This is a genomic window from Hymenobacter sp. HD11105, assembly GCF_054051685.1.
Window position 1 is genome coordinate 182,127 of sequence record NZ_JBSWBR010000003.1, and the last position, 24,092, is coordinate 206,218.

Consider the following 24,092-nt stretch of genomic DNA (forward strand, 5'->3'; position numbering starts at 1 on the left):
GTATAAGCGCCTGGATTCCCGATTTTACTGGTACAAGATTGACCGCTAATCCTTTGCGGTCAAATCTTTGTTTCATTCCAGCTTGGGTCACAGGTGCTCTTCGTAGGCGGCATTTACCGTCCTGCCTTGGCCCCAGAGCTGAAGCTCCCCTCCTATCGTTTGCGCGCCTGGCTGCCGCTCTGGCAGCCTAAGCCATTGGCTTATGCTTTCAAGCAACAAGCCAATAGGCCTCACGGCGCTAACTCCTACTGTATGCTTTCTCAAATTATTGCGGCCAGCATCCGCAACAAGCTCTTCGTAGCCCTCTTTGTGTTGGCCCTTATGGCCTGGGGGGGCTACTCGGCGGTGCACCTACCGCTGGACGCCATTCCGGATATCACCAACAACCAGGTTCAGGTAATCACCCAATCGCCTGCTTTGGCCGCTCAAGAGGTGGAGCAACTGCTGACCGTGCCCTTGGAACTACAGCTGCGCACTGTGCCTGGGGTCCAGGAAATACGGTCAACTTCCCGCTTTGGCTTATCGGTGATAACGGTGGTATTCGACGATGATATCGACACCTACCGCACCCGCCAGCTGGTGGCGGAGAAGCTAAAATCGGCCGAAAGCAGTTTGAGCCCCGACATGGGCCGGCCCGAAATGGCTCCCATCACTACGGGCTTAGGCGAAATCTACCAATATGCCTTACACGTGGCCCCGGGCTACGAGGACAAGTTCTCTCTGGCTCAGTTGCGGGAAGTGCAAGATTGGATTATTAAGCGCCAGCTCTCCAGCGTGCCTGGCGTGGTGGAGGTGAGTTCCTTTGGGGGCTATGTGCGCCAGTACGAGGTAAGTGTGGTGCCCGACCGGCTGAACGCCGCCGGGGTTTCCCTGGCCGAGCTGTTTGCCGCTTTGCAGGCTAATAATGCCAATACTGGTGGCTCCTACTTAGAGCGCGGCCCGAATGCCTACTTTATCCGGGGCGAGGGCCGGGTCAGCTCTCTGCAGGATGTGGGCAACATCGTCATCAAGCAGTCCGGCACCACGCCTTTACTAGTGCGCGACGTGGCCGATGTCCGCTTTGGCCACTCCATCCGCTACGGCGCCATGACCCGCAACGGCAAGGGAGAAACTGCCGGCGGCATCGTTTTGATGCTTAAAGGTGCCTCCTCCGAGGAAACCATTCAGGGCGTGAAGGCCCAGGTGGCCGCCATTCAGCAGACGCTGCCCAAGGGCCTGAGCATTGTACCCTTTCTAGACCGCACTAAGCTTATCGACAAAGCCATTCGCACGGTGAGCACCAACTTGGTTGAGGGAGGTGTCATTGTCATCCTTGTGCTGTTGCTATTGCTAGGCAACCTGCGCGCGGGCTTGGTGGTGGCATCCATGATTCCCCTGTGCATGCTCTTCGCCCTGGGAATGATGCGCACCTTCGGCGTGTCAGCCAACCTGATGAGCTTGGGGGCCTTGGATTTTGGTCTTATCGTCGATGGGGCCGTGATTATCGTGGAGGCCATGATCTTTCAGCTCGTGCACCACCGCGCTCAATCGGCAAGCGAAACCATGGATGAGGTAGCCGAAACGGCCGCCACCCGCATGATGCGCTCGGCCTTGTTTGGGCAGCTCATCATTCTCATCGTGTACTTCCCCATCCTGGCTCTGACTGGCATTGAGGGCAAGATGTTCCGGCCCATGGCGCTTACGGTGAGCTTCGCCATCATTGGAGCCATGCTACTGTGCCTGACGTATGTGCCCGCAGTGGCCTCCTGGGCCCTGCGCAAAGACATCAAGGAGGAAGGTACCGTAGCTGACCGCCTCATGAAAGGGCTTTACCGTGGCTACCGGCCCCTGATTCATGGGGCTCTGCGCTTCCGCAAGGCTGTAGTTGGGGCAGCGCTGGGGCTGTTGGCCGGGGCCATGGTTATTTTCCTAAGCATGGGGGGCGAATTTGTCCCCCAGCTCGACGAGGGCGACTTTGCCGTGTACGTGGGCCTGCCCCCGGGCTCGTCGCTGGCCCAGACTATTGCCACGACCACCAAAGTGCAAAAAGTACTGCTCAGCCAGTTTCCCGAAGTGGAGCAGGTAGTAGGCAAGGTGGGCACATCCGAGATTCCTACCGACCCCATGTCGCTGGAGGACTCCGATCAGATTGTGGTTCTCAAAGATCAAAGTGAGTGGACTTCGGCCCAGTCGCGGGAAGAGTTGGCGGGCAAAATGCAGGATGCCCTGGCCGGCATTCCCGGCATCACCTTGGAGTTTCAGCAACCTATCCAGATGCGCTTCAATGAGCTGATTTCGGGTGTAAAGTCCGACATTAGCATCAAGATTTACGGCGACGATTTGGGCGTGCTTTACGAGAAAGCCAACCAAGCTGCGGCCCTGATTCGCCCCTTGGCCGGCGTGGGCGATTTGAAGGTGGAACAAATTGCCGCCCTCCCGCAAATGCGGGTAACCTACGACCGCCAGAAGCTAGCCCGATATGGCCTGAACGTGGTAGACCTAAATACGCTGCTGCGCGCCTCCTTCGCGGGCGATGTGGCCGGCCAGGTTTACGAGGGCGAGCGGCGCTACGACCTGGTGGTGCGCCTGGATTCGGCCCACCGCCGCAGCCTGAGCGACCTGACCAATCTGTACGTGGACTTGCCTGGGGGGCAAAAAATACCGCTGGGGGAAGTGGCCACCGTGGCTTTCCGCAACGCGCCCCCACAGGTATCGCGCGACAACGCTCGCCGGCGTATCAACATCGGTGTGAATGTGCGCAACCGCGACGTAGAAAGTCTTGTGACCGAGATTCAACAGCTGCTCACAACTCAGTTGTCCCTGCCCGTGGGCTACAGCTTAGCATATGGGGGGCAATTTGAAAACCTGCAGCAGGCCAAATCCCGTCTGCAGATTGCCGTACCCGTAGCCTTGGGCTTGATTTTCCTGCTACTTTATCTCTCCTTCCGCTCGGTGAAGCAGGCTGCGCTCATTTTTACGGGTATTCCCTTGGCTGCCATTGGGGGCATTCTGGCTTTGTGGATGCGCGGCATGCCCTTTAGCATCTCCGCGGGCGTGGGCTTTATTGCCCTCTTTGGTGTGGCCGTGCTCAACGGCATCGTGCTGCTGGCCAGCGTCAACGAGTTTACCCAGGCCGGGGTGCGCAGCGTGCGTCAGCGGGTGCTGAAAGCTACTGCAGAGCGATTCCGCCCGGTGCTGCTAACCGCTGCCGTAGCCTCACTAGGCTTTTTGCCCATGGCCCTTTCCTCTTCGGCGGGCGCCGAGGTGCAGAAGCCACTAGCTACGGTGGTCATTGGGGGGCTTATTTCGGCTACGCTACTGACTCTGATTCTGCTGCCGGTGCTTTACACTTTGGTTACCAAAGATGGCGAGCCGAGCCCTACGGATGAGACCGTCGTGCTCTCCGCTACGCCCCAGCTGGCGACTAGTGCCTACGGCTGGAGTGGGGTGCTGCTGGCCGTAGGGCTTACCCTTGCGGTTCCCGCCTTACCGGCTCGTGCTCAGGGGCTGACCGCGGGGTTAGCTCAGCAGCCGCTGGGCCCCACCCTTACGCTAGCCCAGGCTCTGCAAGCCGGCCTGCAGCAAAGCCTGCTGGTTCAATCCGCCACGCTGGAGGTAGAGCAGCAGCGGGCGCTGACCCGCACCGGCTACGACGTACCCCGCACCCTGGTCGATGTGCAATACGGGAAATTGCAGGGGCCCTTTAACGACCGGAGCCTCAATATCATTCAGCAAACTTCCCTGCCAATGCTTTATGCGGCCCAGCGTAAGCTGCTGCAAAGCCAGGCTCTGACGGCGGAGCAGCGTAGCCGCCTGCAACGCCGTCAGCTAACCCAGGACATCCGCGGTGCCTACTACCGCCTGCTTACCAACTACCACCGAGCGGCGCTGCTCCGCCGGCAGGACAGTTTATATCGGCGGGCAGCGCGGGCGGCCGAGGTTCGCTACCGCACGGGCGAAACCAACCGCCTAGAGCAGGTATCAGCGGCGGCTCGTGCCCAAGAACTCCAAAATCGGCTGGCCACCCTGCACACCCAGTTGTTGGTGCAGCGCCGACAGTTGGGCGTACTGCTGAACACTGGGGGAGTGCCGGTAAGCATCGATACCACTACTCAGCTGATAGCACCCCTGCTGCCCGCCGATACCGCCGGCCTTTCCTCCGACACCAGCCCTCTGCTGGGACTGCTGCAACAGGAAGTAGCTACCAGCCAGCGGCAAACCCGGGTAGAGCAGTTGCGCCGTCTGCCCGACCTGCGAGCCGGCTACTTCACTCAAAGCATCAACAAGGAAAGAGGCTTTCAGGTGGGGCAGGCAGGTATTTCTATGCCCCTACTGGGCGGGGTGCAGAAGCACCGCGTGGCGGCGGCGCGCATCGGCGAGCAGGTGGCCAGCACTCAGCTTACTTACGCCACTGCTCAGCTCTCGGGGCAATTGGCCGGTCTACGCCAGCAATTGGTTCGCGCGCGGGCCTCACTTACTTATTACGAGCAGACTGCACTGCCCCAGGCTCGCCTGATTTTGAGCACCGCCGAGAAAAGCTTTCGAGCCGGCGACATCGACTACGTAACTTACGTGGTAAATACCGAGCCCGCCTGGCAAATCCAAGTTGCCTACTTGGACCAGGCCGATCAATACAATGAATTCGTTACGGCGCTGCAAGCGCTGGCCGGAACCGAAACGCGCTAGTGCAGGCTCCTTTTTGCTGTTTTCCCATGACTATTTTCTTTTCTTCCAAATTGGCGGTACCCACTACGATGCCGTCGCGGACGGCCCAATCACCAATACTCCGGGGTGTCACTTACGCGGCTGCACTACTGTTGGCTTGCACAGGCCTGGGGGCTTGCCAATCTAAGGGCGAACCTACCGGGAAGCGGGCAGAGGAGCCCGCTGCTACTGCCCCATCCTTGCCTCCACAGACGCTGAGCATAAGTCCCGCCCAGGCAGCGGCGGCGGGTATTACGCTGGGGGGCTTTTCTCACCAGAATATGACCTCCGAAGTTGTAGCCAATGGCGTGCTCGACGTGCCCCCTCAGCACCAAGTGTCCATCAGCGCCGTGATGGGCGGCTACGTGCAACAGGTCAAGGTGCTGCCAGGGCAATTTGTGGCCAAGGGGGCCGTAGTGGCCATACTACGCCACCCCGACTACCTCAAGCTGCAGCAGGAGTATTTGCAGGCCCGCGCCCGTCTCCGGTTTTTGGGTCAGGAGTTGGAGCGCCAGCAGGAGCTAGATGCTGAGGACGTAGGCTCCAAACGGCGCCTGCAGCAGGCTCAGGCCGAGCAGCAGACGGAGCTAGCCACCGAGCGGTCCTTGGCCGGACAGTTACGCTTACTCGGTTTGGTGCCGGAGCGGCTGCGTGCGGCCGCGTTCACACCCAGCGTCGCCCTAACGACCCCTATCGGCGGGTACGTGAAAACAGTTAGCATCAACCCCGGACAGTTCGTGAACCCTCAGGACGTATTGGTGGAGGTCGTGGACCGCACCGGCCTGCACCTAGAGCTAAAGGTGTTTGAAAAAGATATCGCCCAGGTTCGCCTAGGCCAGCGAGTGCTTTTTACCATTCCCAACAGCCGCCTGGATCAAGCCCAACAGGCGCGCGTGTTCCTAGTCGGCCAGGCCTTCGACACCGACGCGCGCACGGTAAGCGTGCACGCTCATCTGGAGCCAACGGAGGTTACCCTGCTGCCCGGGCAGTACGTTTCGGCCCGCATCCAGACCGCAGGCGCCCGGGCGCGGACCCTGCCCGAGGAAGCCGTAATTCAAGCCGGCGAATTAAGTTACATCTTCGCTCGGGAGGGCACGGTCCGCACGGGTTACCACTTTCGTCGCTATAAGGTAAAAGCTAGCCAACCTCAGCACGGCGACGTGGCGGTCACCCCCTTGGAGCCTCTACCCGATACCACGCAGCTGGTGCGACGGGGCGCCTACTTCCTGCAGGCCGCATTCACCCAAGGTCAAGCGGAGTAATATGTAGCGTTTTCAAAAAGACCCCGCCCAGGCCTTGCCTGTTACGAGTCTTGGGGCTTCATTTTTTGAAGAGCATAAATAAGGCTAGGTCAACAGGAAGTAGTCTACTCCAAAGTAGGCGGCTTCCTGTTGACCTAGCCTTATTTATGCTCTCCGAGCTAACCTAGCTTACTTCTAAGCTGCGTGGGATAGGCACCTATGGCGCAGCAGCTCGAAATAAGGCATTTACCTCCCTCCTTCAGTCTGCATTATTTCCCCCTGCCTGAAACAGCAGGTCTGGATTGGTACGCCTACAATTTAAGCACCTATTAATTCATTAAAACTAAATTAACTATAGATAAAATTCAATTTTTGCCACACATAGAGCTCATCATCAAACTTGCTGCATACACTCAGTTCAAATAAAATCTCTTGACATTACTTGGGTTTATATATAAATTAATTGGGGACTTTTATTTTACAAACAACTGATTATCAATTGTTAGCTCAACCGTTTTCATTCTTCACCAACCACCTCATGCTGCAACAAAACCTTCTACTCAAACCCGAAACTTAACTATGAAAAAAATTTTATTATTACTCTTTTTGATTCTGGCTGGTTTTCGCGTGGCGACGGCGCAGGATCGAGCGTTGCAAGGGCGAGTAACGGACCGGGCTACGGGTAAAGGCCTGCCTGGCGTAACCGTACTCGTGAAGGGCACCACCATTGGAGCATCAACCGATACGGAGGGTGACTTTACCCTATCCGTACCGGCTTCCGCTACCACCCTCACCTTCAGCTTCATCGGCTACTCTTCTGTCGAGCGGCCCATCACCGATGCCAGCACCGTTAACGTGGCGTTGGAGGCTTCTACCCGTGAGTTGGGTGAAGTGGTCGTCACAGCGCTGGGCCTGGAAACCAGTCGCGACCGATTGGGTACGGCTCAATCCACGGTGCAGGGGCAAGCGCTGGTACGTTCTGGTGAAACCAGCCCGATTACGGCTCTTTCGGGCAAGGCGCCCGGTGTGCTGATCACCCGCTCTACCGGTGATCCAGGTGCCAGCGCTAACATTCAGATTCGGGGAGCCAGCACCATCACGGGCAATTTACAGCCTCTGATAGTGGTAGATGGGATTCCGATATCCAACACGTCGGTAGGCGAAAACACGCCGGGTAGCAGTGGTGGTATTGTGGCCAGCGGTGGTGGGGCGGCTTCCAACCAGATATCGGGTGTCGTGCAGCAGTCGCGCCTCAATGACATTAACCCCGACGACATTGCCTCTATGGAGGTATTGCGCGGGGCTGCGGCCGCTGCGCTTTGGGGAACAAGAGCAGCGAATGGCGTGCTGGTTATCACCACCAAAAAAGGCCGCAATGCAGATAAGCTCAACTTCTCTTACCGCACTACTTACGGCATTGACGAGATCAACCAGGTGCCGGAGCTTCAGCAACGCTTCGGACAGGGTGTCAATGGCTTATTTTCCCAAAGCAACGCCCGCAGCTGGGGCGACCGTATTGCAGACCGCTCTGGTGGACCGGATGCTGGCATTACAACGCCTGGTGCGCCTGGCTACCAAGGTTTTATCACTTTCGCCGATGGCACTCAGCGCTTTGCTATTCCGGCGGGCACAGCCGCTAATCCCCATGGCGGCAAGAACAGTCGCGACACCTACGACCACAGCGATGAGGTATTTGGGCGAGGCTATACCTGGGACAACATTGCCACACTCAGCGGCGGCGACCAACGCAGCAACTTTTACATCAGCCTGGGCAATACCCACACTCAAGGCATTGCACGGAACAACAGCGACAACGACCGCACCACTTTCCGGGTCAACGTAGATCGGCAGCTGGCCACCAAGTTCCGGGCAGGCATAAACGCCACGTATGCGCGCACGTTTTCAAACAGGGTGCAGCAGGGCTCCAGTGGCAGCAGCATCTTTCTGGGGGGGCTTCGTAGTCCCGCCGACTTCAACAACGCCTACTATATCGGCGACTACACCGACCCGCAGGGCAACATCTTCCTCAGGCGGCAATCCTCGTATCGTAACCAACTGGGTAGCAGTCTCAACCCTGGGTTTGACAATCCCTTCTGGACCATCGATAATGTACGCGACCAAACGCGGGTGCAGCGGCTTATTGGGGCGTTGGAGCTAACGTACGATGCCACGAACTGGCTCAACATTATTAATCGCACGGGCGTTGACACCTATACGGACCGGCGCTCCACGGTGTATCCAATTGGGGCCGGACAGTCCAATACGGGGCAAATTGGGCAATCGACGATTCAGGAGACCCAAATCAACAACGACCTGATTGCGCGAGCTACCCATGATTTCTCCGAAAACTTGGGGGGCACTTTACTGGTGGGGGCCAATTTTAATATCCGGCGGGGTGAACAGGTCGGCGCTAATGCAACCAACTTCATCAACCCCTTCTCACCACCTCAGTTGGATAATACCCTCGCCGACAGCCGTCAACCCTTCAACCTAGTGGTGGAGCAACGTACTGCGGCCGCCTATGCGCAAGTTGACTTGGCTTTCTTCAACCAGCTCTACCTCACCGGTACTGGCCGGGCCGAAACTGCATCCACTTTTGGACCCGAAACCAGCAGCACCTTCTTCTTTCCGGCCAGTACGTTAGCCTGGCAGTTTACCAAGCTTGCGCCTTTTGCTGAAAACAAATTGTTAAGCTTCGGTAAGGCTCGGTTGGCTTACGGCTCGGTGGGTGTGCAGCCTACCCCCTATCTCACCCGCACCTACTACGTCCCCGGTGATGCTAACATCATTACCGATGGGTGGGGTACCACCCTGGATGCGGCCAACTACGGCGGAGGCTTCGTGCGCTCCAACGTGCAGGGCAACCCTGAAATCAAGCCCGAGCGCAAAACAGAGTTGGAGGGTGGCTTGGACCTCCGATTCTGGCAAGACCGCATCAATTTCAGCATTACGGGCTACACCAACCGCACCAAAGACGCTATTCTGACGGTGCCGGTGGCAGCTACAACGGGCTTTGTATCAACTAGTGCAAACGCGGCCGAAATTAAAAATAAGGGACTGGAGATAAGTCTCAGTGGTGATATTATCAATCAGCCCAATGGCTTTGTGTGGAATATTGCGCCCAACTACTCCCTCAACCGTAACGAGGTAACTGACCTTTCGGGAGCGGAATCAATCTTTCTGAATGGCTTCACGGGAACCTCGTCGCGGGCCGTGCGGGGCTACCAAATGGGAGCTTTGTGGGGCAGCCGCTGGGAGCGCAATCCCGAAACGGGCAACTTGGTGTTCGACACGAATGGCTTCCCGACTCAGGCCGCTACGGAGGGCATTATTGGCGACCCTAATCCCCGGTGGCGGGGTGGACTCAACAACACTTTTAGCTACAAAGGCTTGTCGCTGAATGTGCTGTTTGACCACGTCGACAACCTGGATGTATGGAATGGTACCAAGGGCGCACTCTACTCCTATGGCACCGCCAAAGATACGGAAGCCGAAACGACAGTATCGGCGGCCGATGCGGCTACCCTGCGCCTGTGGAACAGCCAGACGGTAGCGCAGCGCTATCAGCCTAATGCCGATGGCACCTACACCTTCCGAGGGTCAGTAACCGATTTTGGGGCCGGACCAGTGGTGACCGATGAGCAGTGGTATCGGAATGGCTTGGGCAACGGATTTACCGGACCAGCCGAGCAGTTTATCGAAAACGTGAGTTACACCCGCTTGCGCGAAATCACGCTGGCTTATAGCCTGAAGCTTCCTTGGCTGAAAGAGCGCGCGCGGGTGCAATCGGTGGACGTGTCGCTGACGGGCCGCAACCTGGCTTTGTGGACCGACTACACCGGCGTTGATCCCGAAACAAACTTGACGGGTGTATCCAACGGCCGTGGTCTGGACTACTTCAACAACCCCAGCACTCGCTCTTATATCATGTCACTGAACGTCAATTTTTAAGCAGTGCGAAGGGACGTTCAGCACACGAAACCAGCGGCCACGATAGGCGTGTCACCCCCACGGCTTACTACCCGCTGAATGCTGAACTGAGCCCCGCACCTTTCTCCACGCTTTTGTTCATTCAACCATATGAAAACAATCCTGCGTTATTATCTACTGCTAGCCATGCTCTTGGTGGGCCTGGGCAGTTGCGAAAAGCTTACGGAAGGCTACGATATCAACCCAAATGCCCCCCAAGATGCCCCAGCCGACCAACAACTGACTGCGGTGCAGGTGGCGGAAGGCTTTGTGCTGAGCGGCGAAATGGCCCGCACGGCCGGTTTATTTAGCGACTACTTTACCGGTACCGACCGCCAATATGAAGGCCTTCAGAACTACACTACCGTATCGGGCGACTACGATAATATGTGGAGCAATAGCTTCTCGCTGGTGCTGGCAAACGCCCGTATCGTGACCCAGAAGGCGGAGGCTGTGCAGAACTTTCAGCTAGCAGGCATTGCCCAAGTGCTCGAAGCCCAGATGATTGGTATGGCTACTTCTCTCTGGGGCGATATCCCTTACTCGCAAGCCTTGCAGCCAGGTCAGCCCGCGCCATTCGACCGGCAGCCAGACATTTACGCCAGCGTGCAAACCTTGCTCAGCACGGCCATCACCAACCTAGGGCGCAATGGTATCAATCCCGGAGAGCGCGACATCTACTATGGGGGCGACTTGGCCAAATGGCAGGCCGCGGCTCACTCCCTCAAGGCCCGCTTTTACTTGCATGTACGCAACTATCCGCAGGCAGCGGCAGAAGCGCGGCTAGGCATTGCCAGCCCGGCTGGTGATATGCTGATGCCGTACGGCGGAACGGTGAGTACCAGCGCCAACCCCTACTACGACTTCATCGAGATCAACCGCACTGGCTACATGGGGGCCGAGGGTGCTTACGCCGTGAACCTGCTCCAGGGCCAGCGCGACAATACCCGTACCAATGAGTCGGCTCGCTTCGAGTATTTTTATACCACCGAGGCCGGCTACAGTGATATGGATCCTAATATCTTAGAAGGTGGTGCCTTCGCGGCCGATGCAGACTTTCCGCTTATCACTTATGTTGAGACCCAGGCTATTTTGGCTGAAGCCCTGGCCCGCGCCAACGACCTGACTGGGGCCCTGGCTTCGCTCAACAACATCCGGACGTACAACCGCACCACCTTTACCGGAGGCACCTATGCGGCCTACACGCTCAGTGATTTTGCGGCGGGTGGGCTAATGAACACCGGCCAAAGCCAGCAGCAAGCTCTACTTCGGGAGATTCTGACGGAAAAATATCTGAGTTTGATTGGCCAGATTGAGCCTTACAACGACATACGCCGCACCAACAATCTGATTGGCGTACCCAAGAAACGCACCGATGCACCCAATATCCCGCAGCGCTATCTGATTGCGCAAAGCGAGGTGAACGCGAACCCCAACGTGCCGCAGCCCATTCCGGGCTTATACGACCCTACGGAAGTCAATAAGTAATATGCTTTCCCTTCTTATTCAAGCCTCGGTCCTTTGGGCCGGGGCTTTTTTGATGCTAGAAAGATAATTAGCATCAGCTAAGCCGTTTGGGCACTCCCGGGCACGATACCATCAGCTGTAGGGTTAAGAAGAAGCGTAAGCACAGCCTACAAAACCTCCAAGCACGAGCAAAGCAACTAACTCTGCGCTACTTTTGCTTTTCACCCCAATTCGAACCCACGCCTTACCGATATGAATGTAGGAGACCGAGTACGCCTGCTCACCGGCCGCGAAGAAGGCATTGTTACCCGTCTGCTTGACAACGACCTCGTCGAGGTTGCCATTGATAACGACTTCACTATTCCCGTGCTGCGGCGCGAAGTAGTGGTAGTTGCCGCCGAGGAGCAGAAAGCGTTTGGGCAAAGTGCCGCTTCCGTAGCCGCCGAGCGGCAGGCAGCTGCCAGTGCCCCCCGACCCAGTTTTGCCCCCCAGCCAAAATCCGAATCAGCCACTCCTACCGCGGGGGGCAAAAAAGGCGACAAAGGTCCCAAGCCTGAGGCGCCACGGGCCCAAAAAGGCTTGTATCTGGCGCTAAGTCACCAGTCGCCGGAGCTGCTGGCCGTGCAGCTTATCAACAACACCGACACCGATTTGCTGTTTACCTACGGCGAGGAGCGCGACGATAAATACCGTGGTTTACTATCCGATAAGCTAGGCCCCAAAGCCGTAAGCAAGCCCCTGGCCCACCTGCACCTCAAGGATTTTGAGCAGTGGCCGGCGGCCGTCGTGCAGCTCCTGCCCCACCGGCTCAACGGCGACACCGCTTTCGAGCTGCTCACTAAGCGCTTAGCATTTAGGGCCAACAGCTTTTATACTAGCCGTCAGCCCGCGCCCGTGTTGCAGAAGGAAGCTTACCTCTTTCAGCTCGACGAAAAGCCTGCCGCACCCATCGCGCCCACGAAACTGGCCGAAACGCTACAGGCTCAACTAACTGGCAATGCGCCCGCTAAGCCCGCCGCCGTGGCGCCCGTACCCGAGCCGGCCAAAACCATTCTACCGCCCTCTCACGAGGTGGATCTGCACTTGGAGGTGCTAAACCCCGACGCCGCTACCCTCGATCCGCCCCTGACTAATACCGCCATTCTGCGCCTACAGCTCGATGCCTTTGAGGATGCACTGAGCCGCGCCTTGGCCACCAACATGCACGAAATCGTGTTCATTCACGGCACTGGAAATGGTACACTGCGCAAAGAAATCCACAAGAGCCTGAGCCGTAACCGCGACATCAAGTTCTTTGAAGACGCGCAGAAAGAGAAGTTTGGCTTCGGTGCCACCTTGGTGCGCCTGAAGTAGGGTTCGGGACTTACCCTCTTACCTCGTCGAAGCTGCGCCTTTCACTTCGCGACGAGTATGACCGTAAGAACAGGGCCGATGCATCAGCGTCGGCCCTGTTTTTTCTTCAAAACTAATAGGGCCATCTGGGGGCATTTTTGCGGCCGCTGTACTAGTGACGGTTGAAACCAAGCGAGTTCTCAAACCTTCTATTCGGTATTGCTTTTATTAATTCATGTACGATATTATTGGCGACATTCATGGCCACGCCGACGAGTTGGTGGCCTTGCTTCATCATTTGGGCTATCAGGAGCAAAGCGGTGTATTCCGGCACCCTAGCCGTCAGGTTATTTTTCTGGGTGACTTTGTGGATCGGGGGCCAAAAATCCGGGAGACGCTGCGCATCGCGCGCAGTATGGTGGAGAGCGGCGCTGCTCTGGCAGTGATGGGCAACCACGAGTATAATGCGCTATGTTTTGCGGCTTTGCACCCATCTGGGGGGCATTTGCGGCCGCACACACCGCGCAACATCATGCAGCACGTCGAAACCATTAGGCAGTTTCAGAACCACTTTGACGAATGGCGCGACTACTTGGCTTGGTTTCGGACCTTGCCGCTATTTCTGGATCTGGGCGCCTTGCGCGCGGTACACGCTTGCTGGGACCAGCGACACATCGACTTTCTGACCACTTTTCTGGATAACGGCTGCTTGTCTAATGATGACTTGCTGTGGCGCGCTACCCGCCGCGGCAGCCCCGAGCGCCAAGCCGTAGAAGATACGCTGAAAGGCAAGGAAAGCACTCTACCCGAAGGCTTCACCTTTGCCGACAAAGACGGCAACGTGCGCCGGCAAATGCGGGTGCGCTGGTGGTGTAACCCCGTGGAATGCACTTACGGCGACTATTATCTAGAAAGCCTGCCCGACCTCGACCCCCACCCCGTCGACCACTCTGCCCTGCCCGATGCTTTTTACTACCAAGACACCACGCCCGTATTCTTCGGCCACTACTGGCTCCACGGCGACCCGCAGCTGCTCAAGCCCCACGCCGCCTGCCTTGATTATAGCGTAGCCAAAGGCGGACAATTGGTGGCCTACCGCTGGAATGGTGAGCAAGAACTGGTGCCAGCTAGTTTGGTATGGGTAGCTAAAAAAGAGCTAGTCTGACCTTGCAACAATAAACCTATAACAAAAAAAGCTGCCCTAATTGAGCAGCCTTTTTTGTTATTAGGAATCGACGGGCCTACAAGTGAGCAATTGGATCGGGATTGCCATCAGGGTCGTTTTTCACAGTACCCTGGGTAGTAAAGCTCTTACCTTTTATCAAAAGTACGCCAGCCATGTGCGGCGTTGCCATTGATGTGCCACTGATCGTGTTGTAGCCACCATTCAACCAAGTAGACTGGATGCTAACACCGGGCATGCAGTAGTCTACGGGCGGGTTGCCGAAGTTAGAGAACGAAGCCCACGAATCGGAGCTGTTCATGGCCGAGATAGTGTAAATATTAGCACCATTCACGCGAGCTGGCGAATGGTTGTTGGCGTTATCCGTTTCGTTGCCAGCAGCTAGTGCGAATAATACCCCACCCGAGGAAGCATTCAGCACGGCATTATCGAGAGCGGTAGATACGCCGCCGCCTAGGCTCATATTGGCTACGTCGCCGGCTTTACCAGCAGCTTTCACATAGTCAACACCAGCAATTACACCTGAGTTGGTACCGCTACCGCGTGAGTCGAGAACGCGCACCGCTACTACGGTGGCGCCGGCCGCTACTCCCACCACACCTATTGTGTTATTAATGGCCGCGATTGTGCCCGCGCAGTGCGTGCCATGACCATTGCCATCGTCGGGCGATGCATAGCCTCTGCCGCTGGTGCTGCTCAGAAAAGACCGGCTGCGACCCGCGTCTACGTTCAAATCGGGGTGGTCGAGGTCGATGCCCGTGTCAATTACCCAGGCAGTTTTGCCTACGCCACTAGCTGTACCAACCCGCGCGATACCATAGGGCGTCACCTGGGTAGACTGCGTTCCGCTGCCGCCACCAGATGGCTTGCCAAGCGAGATAATCCGATCCTGCTCTACATACGCCACATTAGCATCCTGACGAAGTTCAGCAGCTTCCTCAGCCGTCAACTCAGCCACAAAGCCCTTCAGCGCATGACCGTAGGCATGACCAACCTTTTCGGCTTTCATACCGCGCGCCTTGAGCAGCTTCTGTCCGGCATCTTTTACTTTTTTTACTTTGCCCTCGTACGAGCCTTCGGTTCCGGTTTCCACCGAACCATCTTTAAGCACTACAATATATTGTCCCTCTATCAGGTCGTCTGCCGCCTTGGCATCGGCACTGATTTGAGCCACCGACGGATCGGCTGCATCAATAGAGTTATCGGAACAGGCGGTGAAAACGGCCGAAGCAGCCACGAGCGAAGCGCTCATTACCCAAAAAGAAAGACGCGGATGTAATTGGTTTTTCTGCATGCTTTTGATAAAAAGTGATGGGTGAAAAAAGAGTAATTCGCCGGTTGCTGTTGAGGTCTGAAAACCTGAGTCTCAGCAGCTCTCGGTGGGGTGTTTGTCTGGGTAATGTAGGAATTCAAAAACCGCATGCAACTTCATCCAACCCATCTGGGGGCAAATCAGGCCCATATCACCCCAAATCAAGGCCTAAAATCAGGCCTGATCCATACATTAAAGCTGAATTAGGAAAAAAACGCTGTATTTGTGACATAGAAAGAAATCTATGTGTTTTTTCGCACAAAAACCGCTATCTAATTTCATATAGATAGCTTTCTATTTAGTCCGCTAAAAACGGTTGACATCTTCGCGTTTTTGAGTAAGTGAAGTCTAGCCACCACCTCATGCACTTAGCACGACGCAAGGACACATACTAGTGTTTCTGATTGAGGTAGGCGGTAGTATGATTTGCACCTGGGTTATTCAATGACCAGACACAAGTATGTATCTCTACCGCACCTCAGCCTTCTGACCAGCATAGCAGCCCAAAATGCGCTACCTTTGCCTTTGTGATGAGTCGCTCCACCGCGGCGCCTTCGGGCGGCGAGGAAAGTCCGGGCAACGCAGAGCACCCTGCTTCCTAACGGGAAGGATGGGCCGTAAGGCTCAGACAGCCAGTGCCACAGAAAATTACCGCCTACGTTGCTTTCGGGCAGCCGGTAAGGGTGAAAAGGTGCGGTAAGAGCGCACCAGCGGCCGGGTGACCGTGTCGGCTGGGTAAACCTCAGGGGTTGAAAGACCAAATAAGCGGGCACGCTGCCTGGCAACAGGCAGCTCCGGGCGGCTCGTCCGGCGTCCGCGGGTAGGTTGATGGAGCCTTTCGGCAACGACTGGCCTAGATAAATGGTGGAGACGCTGGGCCCTCGGGCTTGGTGGACAAAACCCGGCTTATAGACTCATCACCACATCATCGTCGGTCGCTGCAGCTTCGGTTGCGGCGGCCGATTTTGTTTATAGGAGTGCGGGGGGCTTTTTTATAAATTATCAGGGGACATTACGTTAGACCCTCTCTGACTGCCTTTAATAAGCTATACTTGCCCAACCTGTGTGGCGCTACATTTCGTAAGTTGCTTTGCTTTCGCGGCGGGTAAGGGTTTCGTCACCTTCATCCGTTGCTCTCTAATACTAGTTTACCCTGCCTTCCACCCATGCCCAAGATCCTCATCATCGACGATGAAAAGTCGATTCGTAATACGCTGAAGGAAATTCTGGAATACGAAAACTACGCCGTGGACCAGGCCGAAGATGGCCCCTCCGGCTTGGACATGCTCATCAAGAACAAGTACGACGTCGTGCTCTGCGACATCAAAATGCCCAAGATGGATGGGCTGGAAGTGCTGAGCCGAGCGCAGGATGTAGCCCCCGATGCCGCCTTTATCATGATTTCGGCTCACGGTAGCATCGATACGGCAGTAGATGCCACCAAGAAAGGCGCGTACGACTTCCTGCAAAAGCCACCAGACCTCAACCGCCTGCTGGTAACGGTGCGCAACGCGTTGGACCGCACTAAGCTGGTAACCGAGACAAAAACGCTCAAGAAGAAAATCGCGAAGAGCTCCGAGATGGTGGGCAATTCGCCCGCGCTGGAGCAGGTGCGTAAGGCCATTGCCAAAGTAGCCCCCACCGACGCCCGTGTGCTTATAACGGGTCCGAACGGCGCCGGTAAGGAGATGGTGGCTCGCCAGCTCCACGAGCAAAGCAACCGCGCCAACGGTCCGATGATCGAGGTGAACTGCGCCGCTATTCCTTCCGAGTTGATTGAGAGCGAGCTGTTTGGCCACGAGAAAGGCTCATTTACCTCCGCTGTTAAGCAGCGCATCGGCAAGTTTGAGCAGGCGCACGGCGGCACACTTTTCCTCGATGAAATCGGTGACATGAGTTTGTCGGCTCAGGCCAAAGTGCTGCGTGCTTTGCAGGAAAACAAAATCACGCGCGTAGGCGGTGAAAAGGAAATCACGGTGGACGTGCGCGTATTAGCGGCTACCAACAAAAACCTCCAGCAGGAAATTGCCGACCGCAACTTCCGCGAAGACTTGTACCACCGGCTGTCGGTTATCCTCATCCAGGTTCCGCCCCTAAATGACCGTCGCGAAGACATTGGCGACTTGGTGCAGAAGTTTCTCGACGACATTGCCCGCGACTACGGCAACAAGCCCAAAACCGTAAGCCCCGAAGCTTTGGCTTACCTAAAGAGCCTGGACTGGCGCGGCAATATCCGCGAGCTGCGCAACGTAGTGGAACGCCTCGTAATTATGAGCGACGATATTATTTCGGAAGCCGACGCGAAGATGTATTCGGGCAAATAAACTAGAAGTCCTCCACGTCGGGCATCGTCCTAATTAGTAGGAATGGTGCCCGATGTGGAGGCCTTTCTATGTCTACACCATCTGGTTGCAGCCGCGCACATCCGAGTTATCTAGCCGGCCCAGCACCTCAAATGAGCCATCAGCGTGTTGGCGGGCGAGGTCTTTGGTTTCGATAAAAGCGCAGGAATCAATGTTAGCCAAGTCGATGACGTTGATGGCCCCGGCCGGGCGCGCAGCATCAATGGAGAATGGGTCGGAAGGCTCGCGGAGCAAAATACGTAAGCCTGGGGGGCAAAAAAAGCGTCCCTCTCCGGTGCTGTATGCCTGCGACAACAGCTCCGTCATTCCGTATTCTGAGTGTATGCCCTGGGGGCCAAAAGCGACTTGCAGCTCGGCGTGCAGCTCCTCCCGTATCATCTCGCGGCGCCGACCTTTCATACCACCTGTTTCGAGCACCGTAAGTCCCTGCAATTCAGGTGTACCCGCATAGGCACTAGCTAAGTCGAGCAATGCGTAGGAAACACCTAGCAGCATGACTCGCCGCGTGCCATCGCGCTTGGCGCTGGCTAGGGCTTGCAGCAGGGCAGCGTGGTCGTGGAGGAAGAAAGCGGCCTGAGTTTGGCCGGATTCCTTAGCGAAGTACTCAACCATAGCGACTAAGGAAGATTGACCTTGCTCCAAGTATGAAGGCAACAGGGCCAGAAAGATCCAGTTGGAAAGCAGCCCGTAGGTTTGTTCGAAAATTCGGGCGGCATTTTGGCGGTACAGTGCAGGGTCGCGCAGGAGGTGGCGGCTGCGTTGCTGCTGGGTGGTGCCGCTACTCAGGAAAGTTTCTTGGGGCGTCCAGTCAGCGGGCGCGGTGCGTACCTCATGCGTTTTAAAGAACTCAATGGGTAGAAAAGGAATATCAGTCAGCGTGTGCACTGTGCTCGGATGTCGCCCCAAGGCGGCTAGATAATCAGCGTATGGGGGGCAATTTTCAGCCTGATACCGAAACAGTTGCAGACTCATTTCCTCGAACGAGGCGGCCGATACGGTGGGCAAAGCATGTAGGTGCGCGGCGCGGAAACTCATTACAAAACAGTGGGGTTAGCAGCTAGGTATAACAAACGCAGCACGTCTTCGTTGAGAAGTTGTATATTCCGTTCTGGCTGAAAAAGCCGTGTTCGACCTGTCTTCTTTCTTCTTATGAACCTACTTCGTACTCTTCGGATGGGCGCCCTGCTCCTGCTCACGGGCCTGACAGTTTCTTCCTGCCTCGAACCGCCAGATTACCCAGATACGCCAACCATCGGGTTTCAGAGCATCACCTCTAAGCGCATCACCGATAACACCGGCACTTACGATCAGGTGACAATTACCGTCAGCTTTCGGGATGGCAACGGTGACTTGGGCCTAACCAATGAGGACAAAGTTCCGGGTTCGCCCTGGGCCGAACGTAATCCTGATGGCTCCTTTAATCCTTACTACAACAACTATTATCTCACGCCCTACATTCGGAATACTGCTAATGGTGAGTTCGTCGAGTTGGAATTGCCTGACCCTAGTTTCAACTACAACAGTACTTATCCGCCGCTTGCTACCGACGGGCGGGAAGCTCCCTTGCGAGGCGATTTGAGTTTCTCTTATAATTTCTACGTGGGCTCGCCCTTTCGCTCTGGCCAAGTAGTTCGCTTCGATGTATCTATTCTCGACCGCGCCTTGAACCAAAGCAATACGGTTACTACCGACCCGATAACTATTCCCTGAATAGTTTCGGAAGTGTTACAGACAATAAAAACCAGCTGAATGACATTCAGCTGGTTTTTTGTTTTAAAAGCTCCTTGCAGACGTCTAATAGATAGCTGGAAAGCGCTTTGGATCGAACTCCTGCAGCATTTCGTACACCGTATCGAATACATCTTCGGCATTGGGCTTGCTGAAGTAGTCGCCGTCGGAGCCGTAAGGCGGGCGGTGCGCTTGGGCGGCAAGGCAGCGGGGCTGGGAATCGAGGTAGCGGTAAGCTTGCTGTTCATCCAGCACATGCTGTAGCATATAAGCCGTGCCGCCGCCGGGCACGTCTTCATCGGCGAAGAGCACGCGGCTGGTTTTGCGGATGCTATCCGTAATAACGTGCTGTAAGTCGAAAGGCAGAAGTGTTTGTACGTCGATTACTTCCACCGAAATGCCTACTTCGGACAATTGCTTGGCGGCATCTAGCACGATCCGGCACATCGAGCCATAAGTCACTACCGTTATATCGGTGCCAGCCAGCAATACCTCCGGCACGCCCAGCGGCAAGGTGAACTCGCCCACGTTCTGCGGAATGCGCTCCTTCAAGCGGTAGCCGTTCAGAGGCTCAATTACCAAAGCAGGCTCATCGCTGCGTAACAAGGTGTTATAGAAACCGGCAGCTTGAGTCATATTGCGCGGCACACACACGTGCATACCCCGAATGCTGCTCAGAATCATACCGATAGGCGAACCACTGTGCCAAATGCCCTCCAGCCGGTGCCCACGCGTGCGCACGATTAGGGGGGCTTTTTGGCCGCCCTTGGTACGGTACTGTAAGCAAGCCACGTCATCCGACAAAATTTGGATGGCATAGAGCAGATAATCTAGGTATTGGATCTCGGTAATTGGCCGCAAACCTCGCAAAGCGGCGCCAATTCCTTGGCCCACAATGGTACACTCGCGGATACCAGTGTCAGTTACTCGTAACTCACCAAATTTCTCCTGCAAACCGGCAAACGCCTGGTTTACGTCGCCGATGCGGCCTACGTCTTCACCGATAGCGAAGATGGTGGGGTCGCGGCGGAAGTTAGCATCGAAGCAGGCTTGCAATACCTCGCGTGCATCTACCTGGGGGGCATTTTCGGCAAACGTAGCGGGCTCAACTTCAATATTTAAGGCAGCCTGCTCGCTTTGGCTGTAGAGGTAAGAGTTATAGCGATCAGCGTTTTCGGCCAGGGCTTGCTCCAACCATTGGTTTAGAGCGCGGCGGCTGGCGCTATGTTGCTGGTCGCGGGTGAAGCGCAGGGCTTTGCGTACGGTACGCACTAGGTCGGCGCGAATGGGCGCGGGGTTTTGGTGCAGATGCTCCACCATTTCGTGCAGAGCATTCTGGCGGCCAGTTTCTTCAACCAGCTTTTCCAATAAGGCCACGACTTCGTCGCGCTCCTGCTTTATGGGGTTGAAAAACGCCCCCCAGGCGGCAGTACGTGCTTCACGCACGGTGTTTTTAGCTTCATTCTCTATCTGATCCAACTGCTCGGCGGTTGCGTACTCTTCGGAGAGCAGCCACTCGCGCATTTTGAGCAGACAGTCGTGGGCTTCTTCCCAGGTCAGACGGTCTTTGGTTTTGTAGCGCTCGTGCGAGCCGGAGGTGCTGTGGCCTTGGGGCTGGGTTACTTCCGTCACGTGAATGAGCACCGGCACATGCTCGCGGCGGCAAACGTCGGCGGCGCGCTGATAGGTATCTAGCAAGGCCGGATAGTCCCAGCCTTTCACTACAAAAATCTCGAAGCCTTGCTCGCCGGGAGCCTCGCGCTGCAAGCCGCTGAGAATGGCGCTGATGCTTTGCTTACAAGTCTGATATTCAGCCGGTACCGATATACCGTAATGGTCATCCCACACCGACATCAGCATCGGAATCTGCAATACGCCGGCCGCATTCAGGGCTTCAAAAAACATCCCTTCCGAAGTGCTGGCATTGCCAATCGTGCCAAACGCTACCTCATTGCCATTTACACTAAACTGCGTCATTTCATGCAGTTCAGGGTTCTGGCGATATAACTTGGAGGCGTACGCTAAACCTACGAGGCGCGGCATCTGCGAGGCCGTCGGCGACACGTCGGCTGATGAGTTTTTTAGCTGCGCAAGGTTCTTGAAATTTCCATCCTCGTCGAGCAGGCGGGTGGCGAAGTGGCCGTTCATGGCTCGTCCGCCTGTGGCGGGCTCAGCTTCCACATCGGGGTGGGCATAAAGCTGAGCAAAATATTGCTGCAAGGTCAGTTCGCCGGCGGCCATCATAAAGGTCTGGTCGCGGTAGTAACCCGAGCGAAAATCACCGGGCTGAAACACGCGGGCCATGGCCAATTGGGGCAGTTCTTTGCCGTCGCCGAAGATGCCAAATTTGGCCTTGCCCATAAACACTTCCTTCCGACCAGCTAAGGAGGCGTGGCGACTTTCCCAGCCCAAGCGGTAGTCATGGAGCAGGTCTTCTTTGCTGAGAGTGGTCGGGGTGACGGCTAATGCGGATTCGGCAGTGGACATAAGGAAGAGTGGTAATAAGGCAGGTGGTAAGGGTCGGCATAATTGGGGGTGGGGCCGCCCGTTCTGCAAAAGTACGGATTTGGGCGCGATGCTGATTAAACGCCCCCTAGAGCCCCCTACGAGGCCGGACACTTTTTGTCTATCTTTGGTGTAGCATGCAGTGCTGCTTCGTTCTGATACACTTAGTTAAAGCCGGAAGTACTGCCTTGAGTTTCTTCTTTTAACGCTATCAATTTATGAAAAACCGCGCCTCTCTCCTGTCTATTTTGGCCTTGCTGCTGTTCTGTTTTTCGGCCCAAGCACAGGGCATTATGACTTTCGAAAAAGAGCAGCATGACTTTGGCAACGTGCCCGAGGGTACCATGGCTACCCACGAGTTCAAGTTCAAAAATACTGGCAATCAGCCCATTATTATAGCCAATGTGCAAGCCTCCTGCGGCTGTACCACACCCGACTGGACCAAGACGCCCGTGCTGCCCGGAAAAATGGGTATAGTGAAGGCCGTATACAGCAGCGCTGGCCGCCCCGGCGTATTCAACAAGACCGTGACTGTGACCAGCAACGCCGCCACGCCCAACACCACGCTTACCATTAAGGGCACAGTGCTCAATCCGGAGGAAGTGAAGGCTAGCCTCACGCCCGCCCAACGCGCCCAGGCCCCACGCCTCGTTCTTGACCGTACCACCCACGACTTTGGCAAAATGGAAGCCGGCCAACAGCCCATAGCCCGCTTCACGGTAAAGAATACGGGTAAGCAAGATCTAGTGCTGGGTATGATTACTTCGCCCTGTAATTGTGTAGGCTACAAAAACGCCCCCCAGCCCATCAAGCCTGGCCAAAGCGCCGTTATTGAACTGCTGTACGCTCAGCGCCAGCTTGGCCAGATGGCGGACGTTGCTACGTTGAATTCGAATGACATCGAAGGTGCTACTAAGCTGACGCTAAAGGCCAACGTAGTGCGCGACTTAAATGCGGCCAGCATGGTCAAAGAAAGTGCTACGGCCGTACCATTCAAATAAAGTGCGGAGTGGCGCTTTGATGGAAAAAGTCGTAGCACCACTCCAGACGAGCCAATAGCATTACCTATCTTTGCGGCCGTTTTCACCCATCGTCTTCCACCCAATCTTTACTTCTCTGCCATGATCATCGGCGTACCAAAAGAAATCAAGAATAACGAAAACCGTGTGGGCCTGACGCCCGCTGGCGTTGCTGAGTTGCGCAAGCACAACCACACCGTGTACGTGCAGGCTACTGCCGGCTTGGGCAGCGGTTTTCAGGATGCCGAATACGAAGAAGCCGGAGCGCTAATCCTCGCCACCATTGAGGAAGTATATGCTCAGGCAGAGATGATTGTGAAGGTAAAGGAGCCTATTAAGGAGGAGTATAGCCTGATCAAAGAAGGCCAACTGCTGTTCACTTACTTCCACTTTGCCAGCGGCGAGGAGCTCACTCACGCCATGATTGAGCGCAAAGCCGTTTGCTTGGCTTATGAGACTGTAGAACTGCCCAATCGTGCGCTGCCCCTGCTCATCCCGATGAGCGAAGTAGCAGGCCGCATGGCACCGCAGGAAGGCGCTAAGTACCTAGAGAAGCCACTGAAAGGTCGTGGTATTCTGCTAGGTGGCGTACCCGGTGTAAAGCCTGCCAACGTGCTTGTACTTGGCGGTGGCATTGTAGGTACGCAGGCTGCGAAAGTAGCTGCCGGCCTCGGTGCTCAGGTTACGATCATGGATATTAGCCTGAACCGTCTGCGTGAGCTCGACGACTTCATGCCGAAAAACGTGGTAACCCAGTATTCCAACGAGTACAACATTCGCGAAGCCATCAAAACTGTTGACCTCGTAGTAGGTGCTGTGTTGATTCCGGGTGCCAAAGCACCTCACCTCATCACCCGGGACATGCTCAAGACCATGCGCCCCGGCACTGTGCTCGTAGACGTGGCGGTGGACCAGGGCGGCTGCATCGAAACTTGCAAGCCCACCACCCACGAAGACCCGACCTTCATCATCGACGATATCGTGCATTACTGCGTGGCCAACATGCCTGGCGCTGTGCCTTATACCTCTACCTTAGCTTTGACCAACGCTACGCTGCCCTACGCTGTGCGCTTGGCTAACCTAGGCTGGCAGGAAGCTTGCCGCCGCGACCCAGCCCTGCGCTTGGGCCTGAACGTGGTGAATGGCGAAGTAGTGTACCAAGGCGTAGCCGAAGCTTGGAACCTACCGCTAGTGAGCGTTGATTCCGTATTAGAGCCCGCCCACGCTTAAGGTTTTATCTGTGCTAAAAAGCCTTCCCGATACACTATCGGGAAGGCTTTTTAGTTGATA

The 24,092-nt window shown here is 56.0% G+C and carries 13 protein-coding genes and 1 other RNA gene; 11 read left to right on the forward strand and 3 right to left on the reverse strand.

Annotated elements, in window-relative coordinates:
• Positions 1 to 252 precede the first annotated feature (252 nt).
• From ACW9KT_RS11525 to ACW9KT_RS11550, 6 genes are all read left to right on the forward strand, one after another.
• Entirely contained in the window at positions 253 to 4,665 is a 4,413-nt protein-coding gene (locus tag ACW9KT_RS11525) for a CusA/CzcA family heavy metal efflux RND transporter (protein WP_457080477.1), read from the forward strand.
• 26 nt (positions 4,666 to 4,691) lie between these two features.
• Positions 4,692 to 5,945 carry an efflux RND transporter periplasmic adaptor subunit gene (locus tag ACW9KT_RS11530; protein ID WP_457080479.1) on the forward strand — a complete coding sequence of 418 codons (1,254 nt, stop codon included), beginning with the start codon at positions 4,692 to 4,694 and terminating at the stop codon, positions 5,943 to 5,945.
• Between the two features lie 558 nt (positions 5,946 to 6,503).
• A complete protein-coding gene (locus tag ACW9KT_RS11535) occupies positions 6,504 to 9,875 on the forward strand; it encodes a SusC/RagA family TonB-linked outer membrane protein (protein ID WP_457080481.1) in 3,372 nt (1,123 codons plus the stop codon).
• Positions 9,876 to 10,004: 129 nt separating this feature from the next.
• On the forward strand, positions 10,005 to 11,381 hold the full coding sequence (locus ACW9KT_RS11540) for a SusD/RagB family nutrient-binding outer membrane lipoprotein (protein WP_457080483.1): 1,377 nt from the start codon (positions 10,005 to 10,007) through the stop codon (positions 11,379 to 11,381).
• A gap of 231 nt (positions 11,382 to 11,612) precedes the next feature.
• Entirely contained in the window at positions 11,613 to 12,713 is a 1,101-nt protein-coding gene (locus ACW9KT_RS11545) for a Smr/MutS family protein (RefSeq protein WP_457080485.1), read from the forward strand.
• A gap of 214 nt (positions 12,714 to 12,927) precedes the next feature.
• Positions 12,928 to 13,857: a metallophosphoesterase gene (locus ACW9KT_RS11550; protein WP_457080487.1), complete on the forward strand. Its 930-nt coding sequence runs from the start codon at positions 12,928 to 12,930 to the stop codon at positions 13,855 to 13,857.
• Between the two features lie 76 nt (positions 13,858 to 13,933).
• Here the strand turns inward: ACW9KT_RS11550 and ACW9KT_RS11555 are convergent, their stop codons facing one another.
• Positions 13,934 to 15,127 carry a S8 family serine peptidase gene (locus ACW9KT_RS11555; protein ID WP_457080489.1) on the reverse strand — a complete coding sequence of 398 codons (1,194 nt, stop codon included), beginning with the start codon at positions 15,125 to 15,127 and terminating at the stop codon, positions 13,934 to 13,936.
• Between the two features lie 587 nt (positions 15,128 to 15,714).
• On the opposite strand from ACW9KT_RS11555, the gene rnpB reads away from it, so the two are divergent.
• Both rnpB and ACW9KT_RS11565 read left to right on the forward strand, forming a co-directional pair.
• An RNA gene (gene rnpB / locus ACW9KT_RS11560) (RNase P RNA component class A) lies at positions 15,715 to 16,112 on the forward strand.
• A gap of 241 nt (positions 16,113 to 16,353) precedes the next feature.
• On the forward strand, positions 16,354 to 17,511 hold the full coding sequence (locus ACW9KT_RS11565) for a sigma-54-dependent transcriptional regulator (protein ID WP_457080491.1): 1,158 nt from the start codon (positions 16,354 to 16,356) through the stop codon (positions 17,509 to 17,511).
• A gap of 72 nt (positions 17,512 to 17,583) precedes the next feature.
• Here ACW9KT_RS11565 and ACW9KT_RS11570 read toward each other — a convergent pair whose 3' ends face one another.
• The gene (locus ACW9KT_RS11570) at positions 17,584 to 18,585 is read right to left on the reverse strand and encodes an acyl transferase (RefSeq protein WP_457080493.1); all 1,002 of its coding nucleotides are present in this window, start codon (positions 18,583 to 18,585) and stop codon (positions 17,584 to 17,586) included.
• 114 nt (positions 18,586 to 18,699) lie between these two features.
• Here ACW9KT_RS11570 and ACW9KT_RS11575 point away from each other — a divergent pair, with 114 nt between their 5' ends.
• A complete protein-coding gene (locus tag ACW9KT_RS11575; RefSeq protein ID WP_457080495.1) occupies positions 18,700 to 19,260 on the forward strand; it encodes a hypothetical protein in 561 nt (186 codons plus the stop codon).
• 84 nt (positions 19,261 to 19,344) lie between these two features.
• Here the strand turns inward: ACW9KT_RS11575 and ACW9KT_RS11580 are convergent, their stop codons facing one another.
• On the reverse strand, positions 19,345 to 21,765 hold the full coding sequence (locus tag ACW9KT_RS11580) for an alpha-ketoacid dehydrogenase subunit alpha/beta (RefSeq protein WP_457080497.1): 2,421 nt from the start codon (positions 21,763 to 21,765) through the stop codon (positions 19,345 to 19,347).
• Between the two features lie 236 nt (positions 21,766 to 22,001).
• Here ACW9KT_RS11580 and ACW9KT_RS11585 point away from each other — a divergent pair, with 236 nt between their 5' ends.
• Both ACW9KT_RS11585 and ald read left to right on the forward strand, forming a co-directional pair.
• Positions 22,002 to 22,784, forward strand: a complete 783-nt coding sequence (locus ACW9KT_RS11585) for a DUF1573 domain-containing protein (protein WP_457080499.1) — start codon at positions 22,002 to 22,004, stop codon at positions 22,782 to 22,784.
• A 120-nt stretch (positions 22,785 to 22,904) separates the two neighbouring features.
• Positions 22,905 to 24,032, forward strand: a complete 1,128-nt coding sequence (gene ald / locus ACW9KT_RS11590) for an alanine dehydrogenase (protein ID WP_457080500.1) — start codon at positions 22,905 to 22,907, stop codon at positions 24,030 to 24,032.
• Positions 24,033 to 24,092 lie beyond the last annotated feature (60 nt).

Coding starts and splice junctions, on each gene's coding strand:
- ACW9KT_RS11525 (WP_457080477.1), top strand. CDS start 253: ATGCTTTCTCAAATTATTGCGGCCAGCATCCGCAACAAGCTCTTCGTA.
- ACW9KT_RS11530 (WP_457080479.1), top strand. CDS start 4,692: ATGACTATTTTCTTTTCTTCCAAATTGGCGGTACCCACTACGATGCCG.
- ACW9KT_RS11535 (WP_457080481.1), top strand. CDS start 6,504: ATGAAAAAAATTTTATTATTACTCTTTTTGATTCTGGCTGGTTTTCGC.
- ACW9KT_RS11540 (WP_457080483.1), top strand. CDS start 10,005: ATGAAAACAATCCTGCGTTATTATCTACTGCTAGCCATGCTCTTGGTG.
- ACW9KT_RS11545 (WP_457080485.1), top strand. CDS start 11,613: ATGAATGTAGGAGACCGAGTACGCCTGCTCACCGGCCGCGAAGAAGGC.
- ACW9KT_RS11550 (WP_457080487.1), top strand. CDS start 12,928: ATGTACGATATTATTGGCGACATTCATGGCCACGCCGACGAGTTGGTG.
- ACW9KT_RS11555 (WP_457080489.1), bottom strand. CDS start 15,127: ATGAGCGCTTCGCTCGTGGCTGCTTCGGCCGTTTTCACCGCCTGTTCC.
- ACW9KT_RS11565 (WP_457080491.1), top strand. CDS start 16,354: ATGCCCAAGATCCTCATCATCGACGATGAAAAGTCGATTCGTAATACG.
- ACW9KT_RS11570 (WP_457080493.1), bottom strand. CDS start 18,585: ATGAGTTTCCGCGCCGCGCACCTACATGCTTTGCCCACCGTATCGGCC.
- ACW9KT_RS11575 (WP_457080495.1), top strand. CDS start 18,700: ATGAACCTACTTCGTACTCTTCGGATGGGCGCCCTGCTCCTGCTCACG.
- ACW9KT_RS11580 (WP_457080497.1), bottom strand. CDS start 21,765: ATGTCCACTGCCGAATCCGCATTAGCCGTCACCCCGACCACTCTCAGC.
- ACW9KT_RS11585 (WP_457080499.1), top strand. CDS start 22,002: ATGAAAAACCGCGCCTCTCTCCTGTCTATTTTGGCCTTGCTGCTGTTC.
- ald (WP_457080500.1), top strand. CDS start 22,905: ATGATCATCGGCGTACCAAAAGAAATCAAGAATAACGAAAACCGTGTG.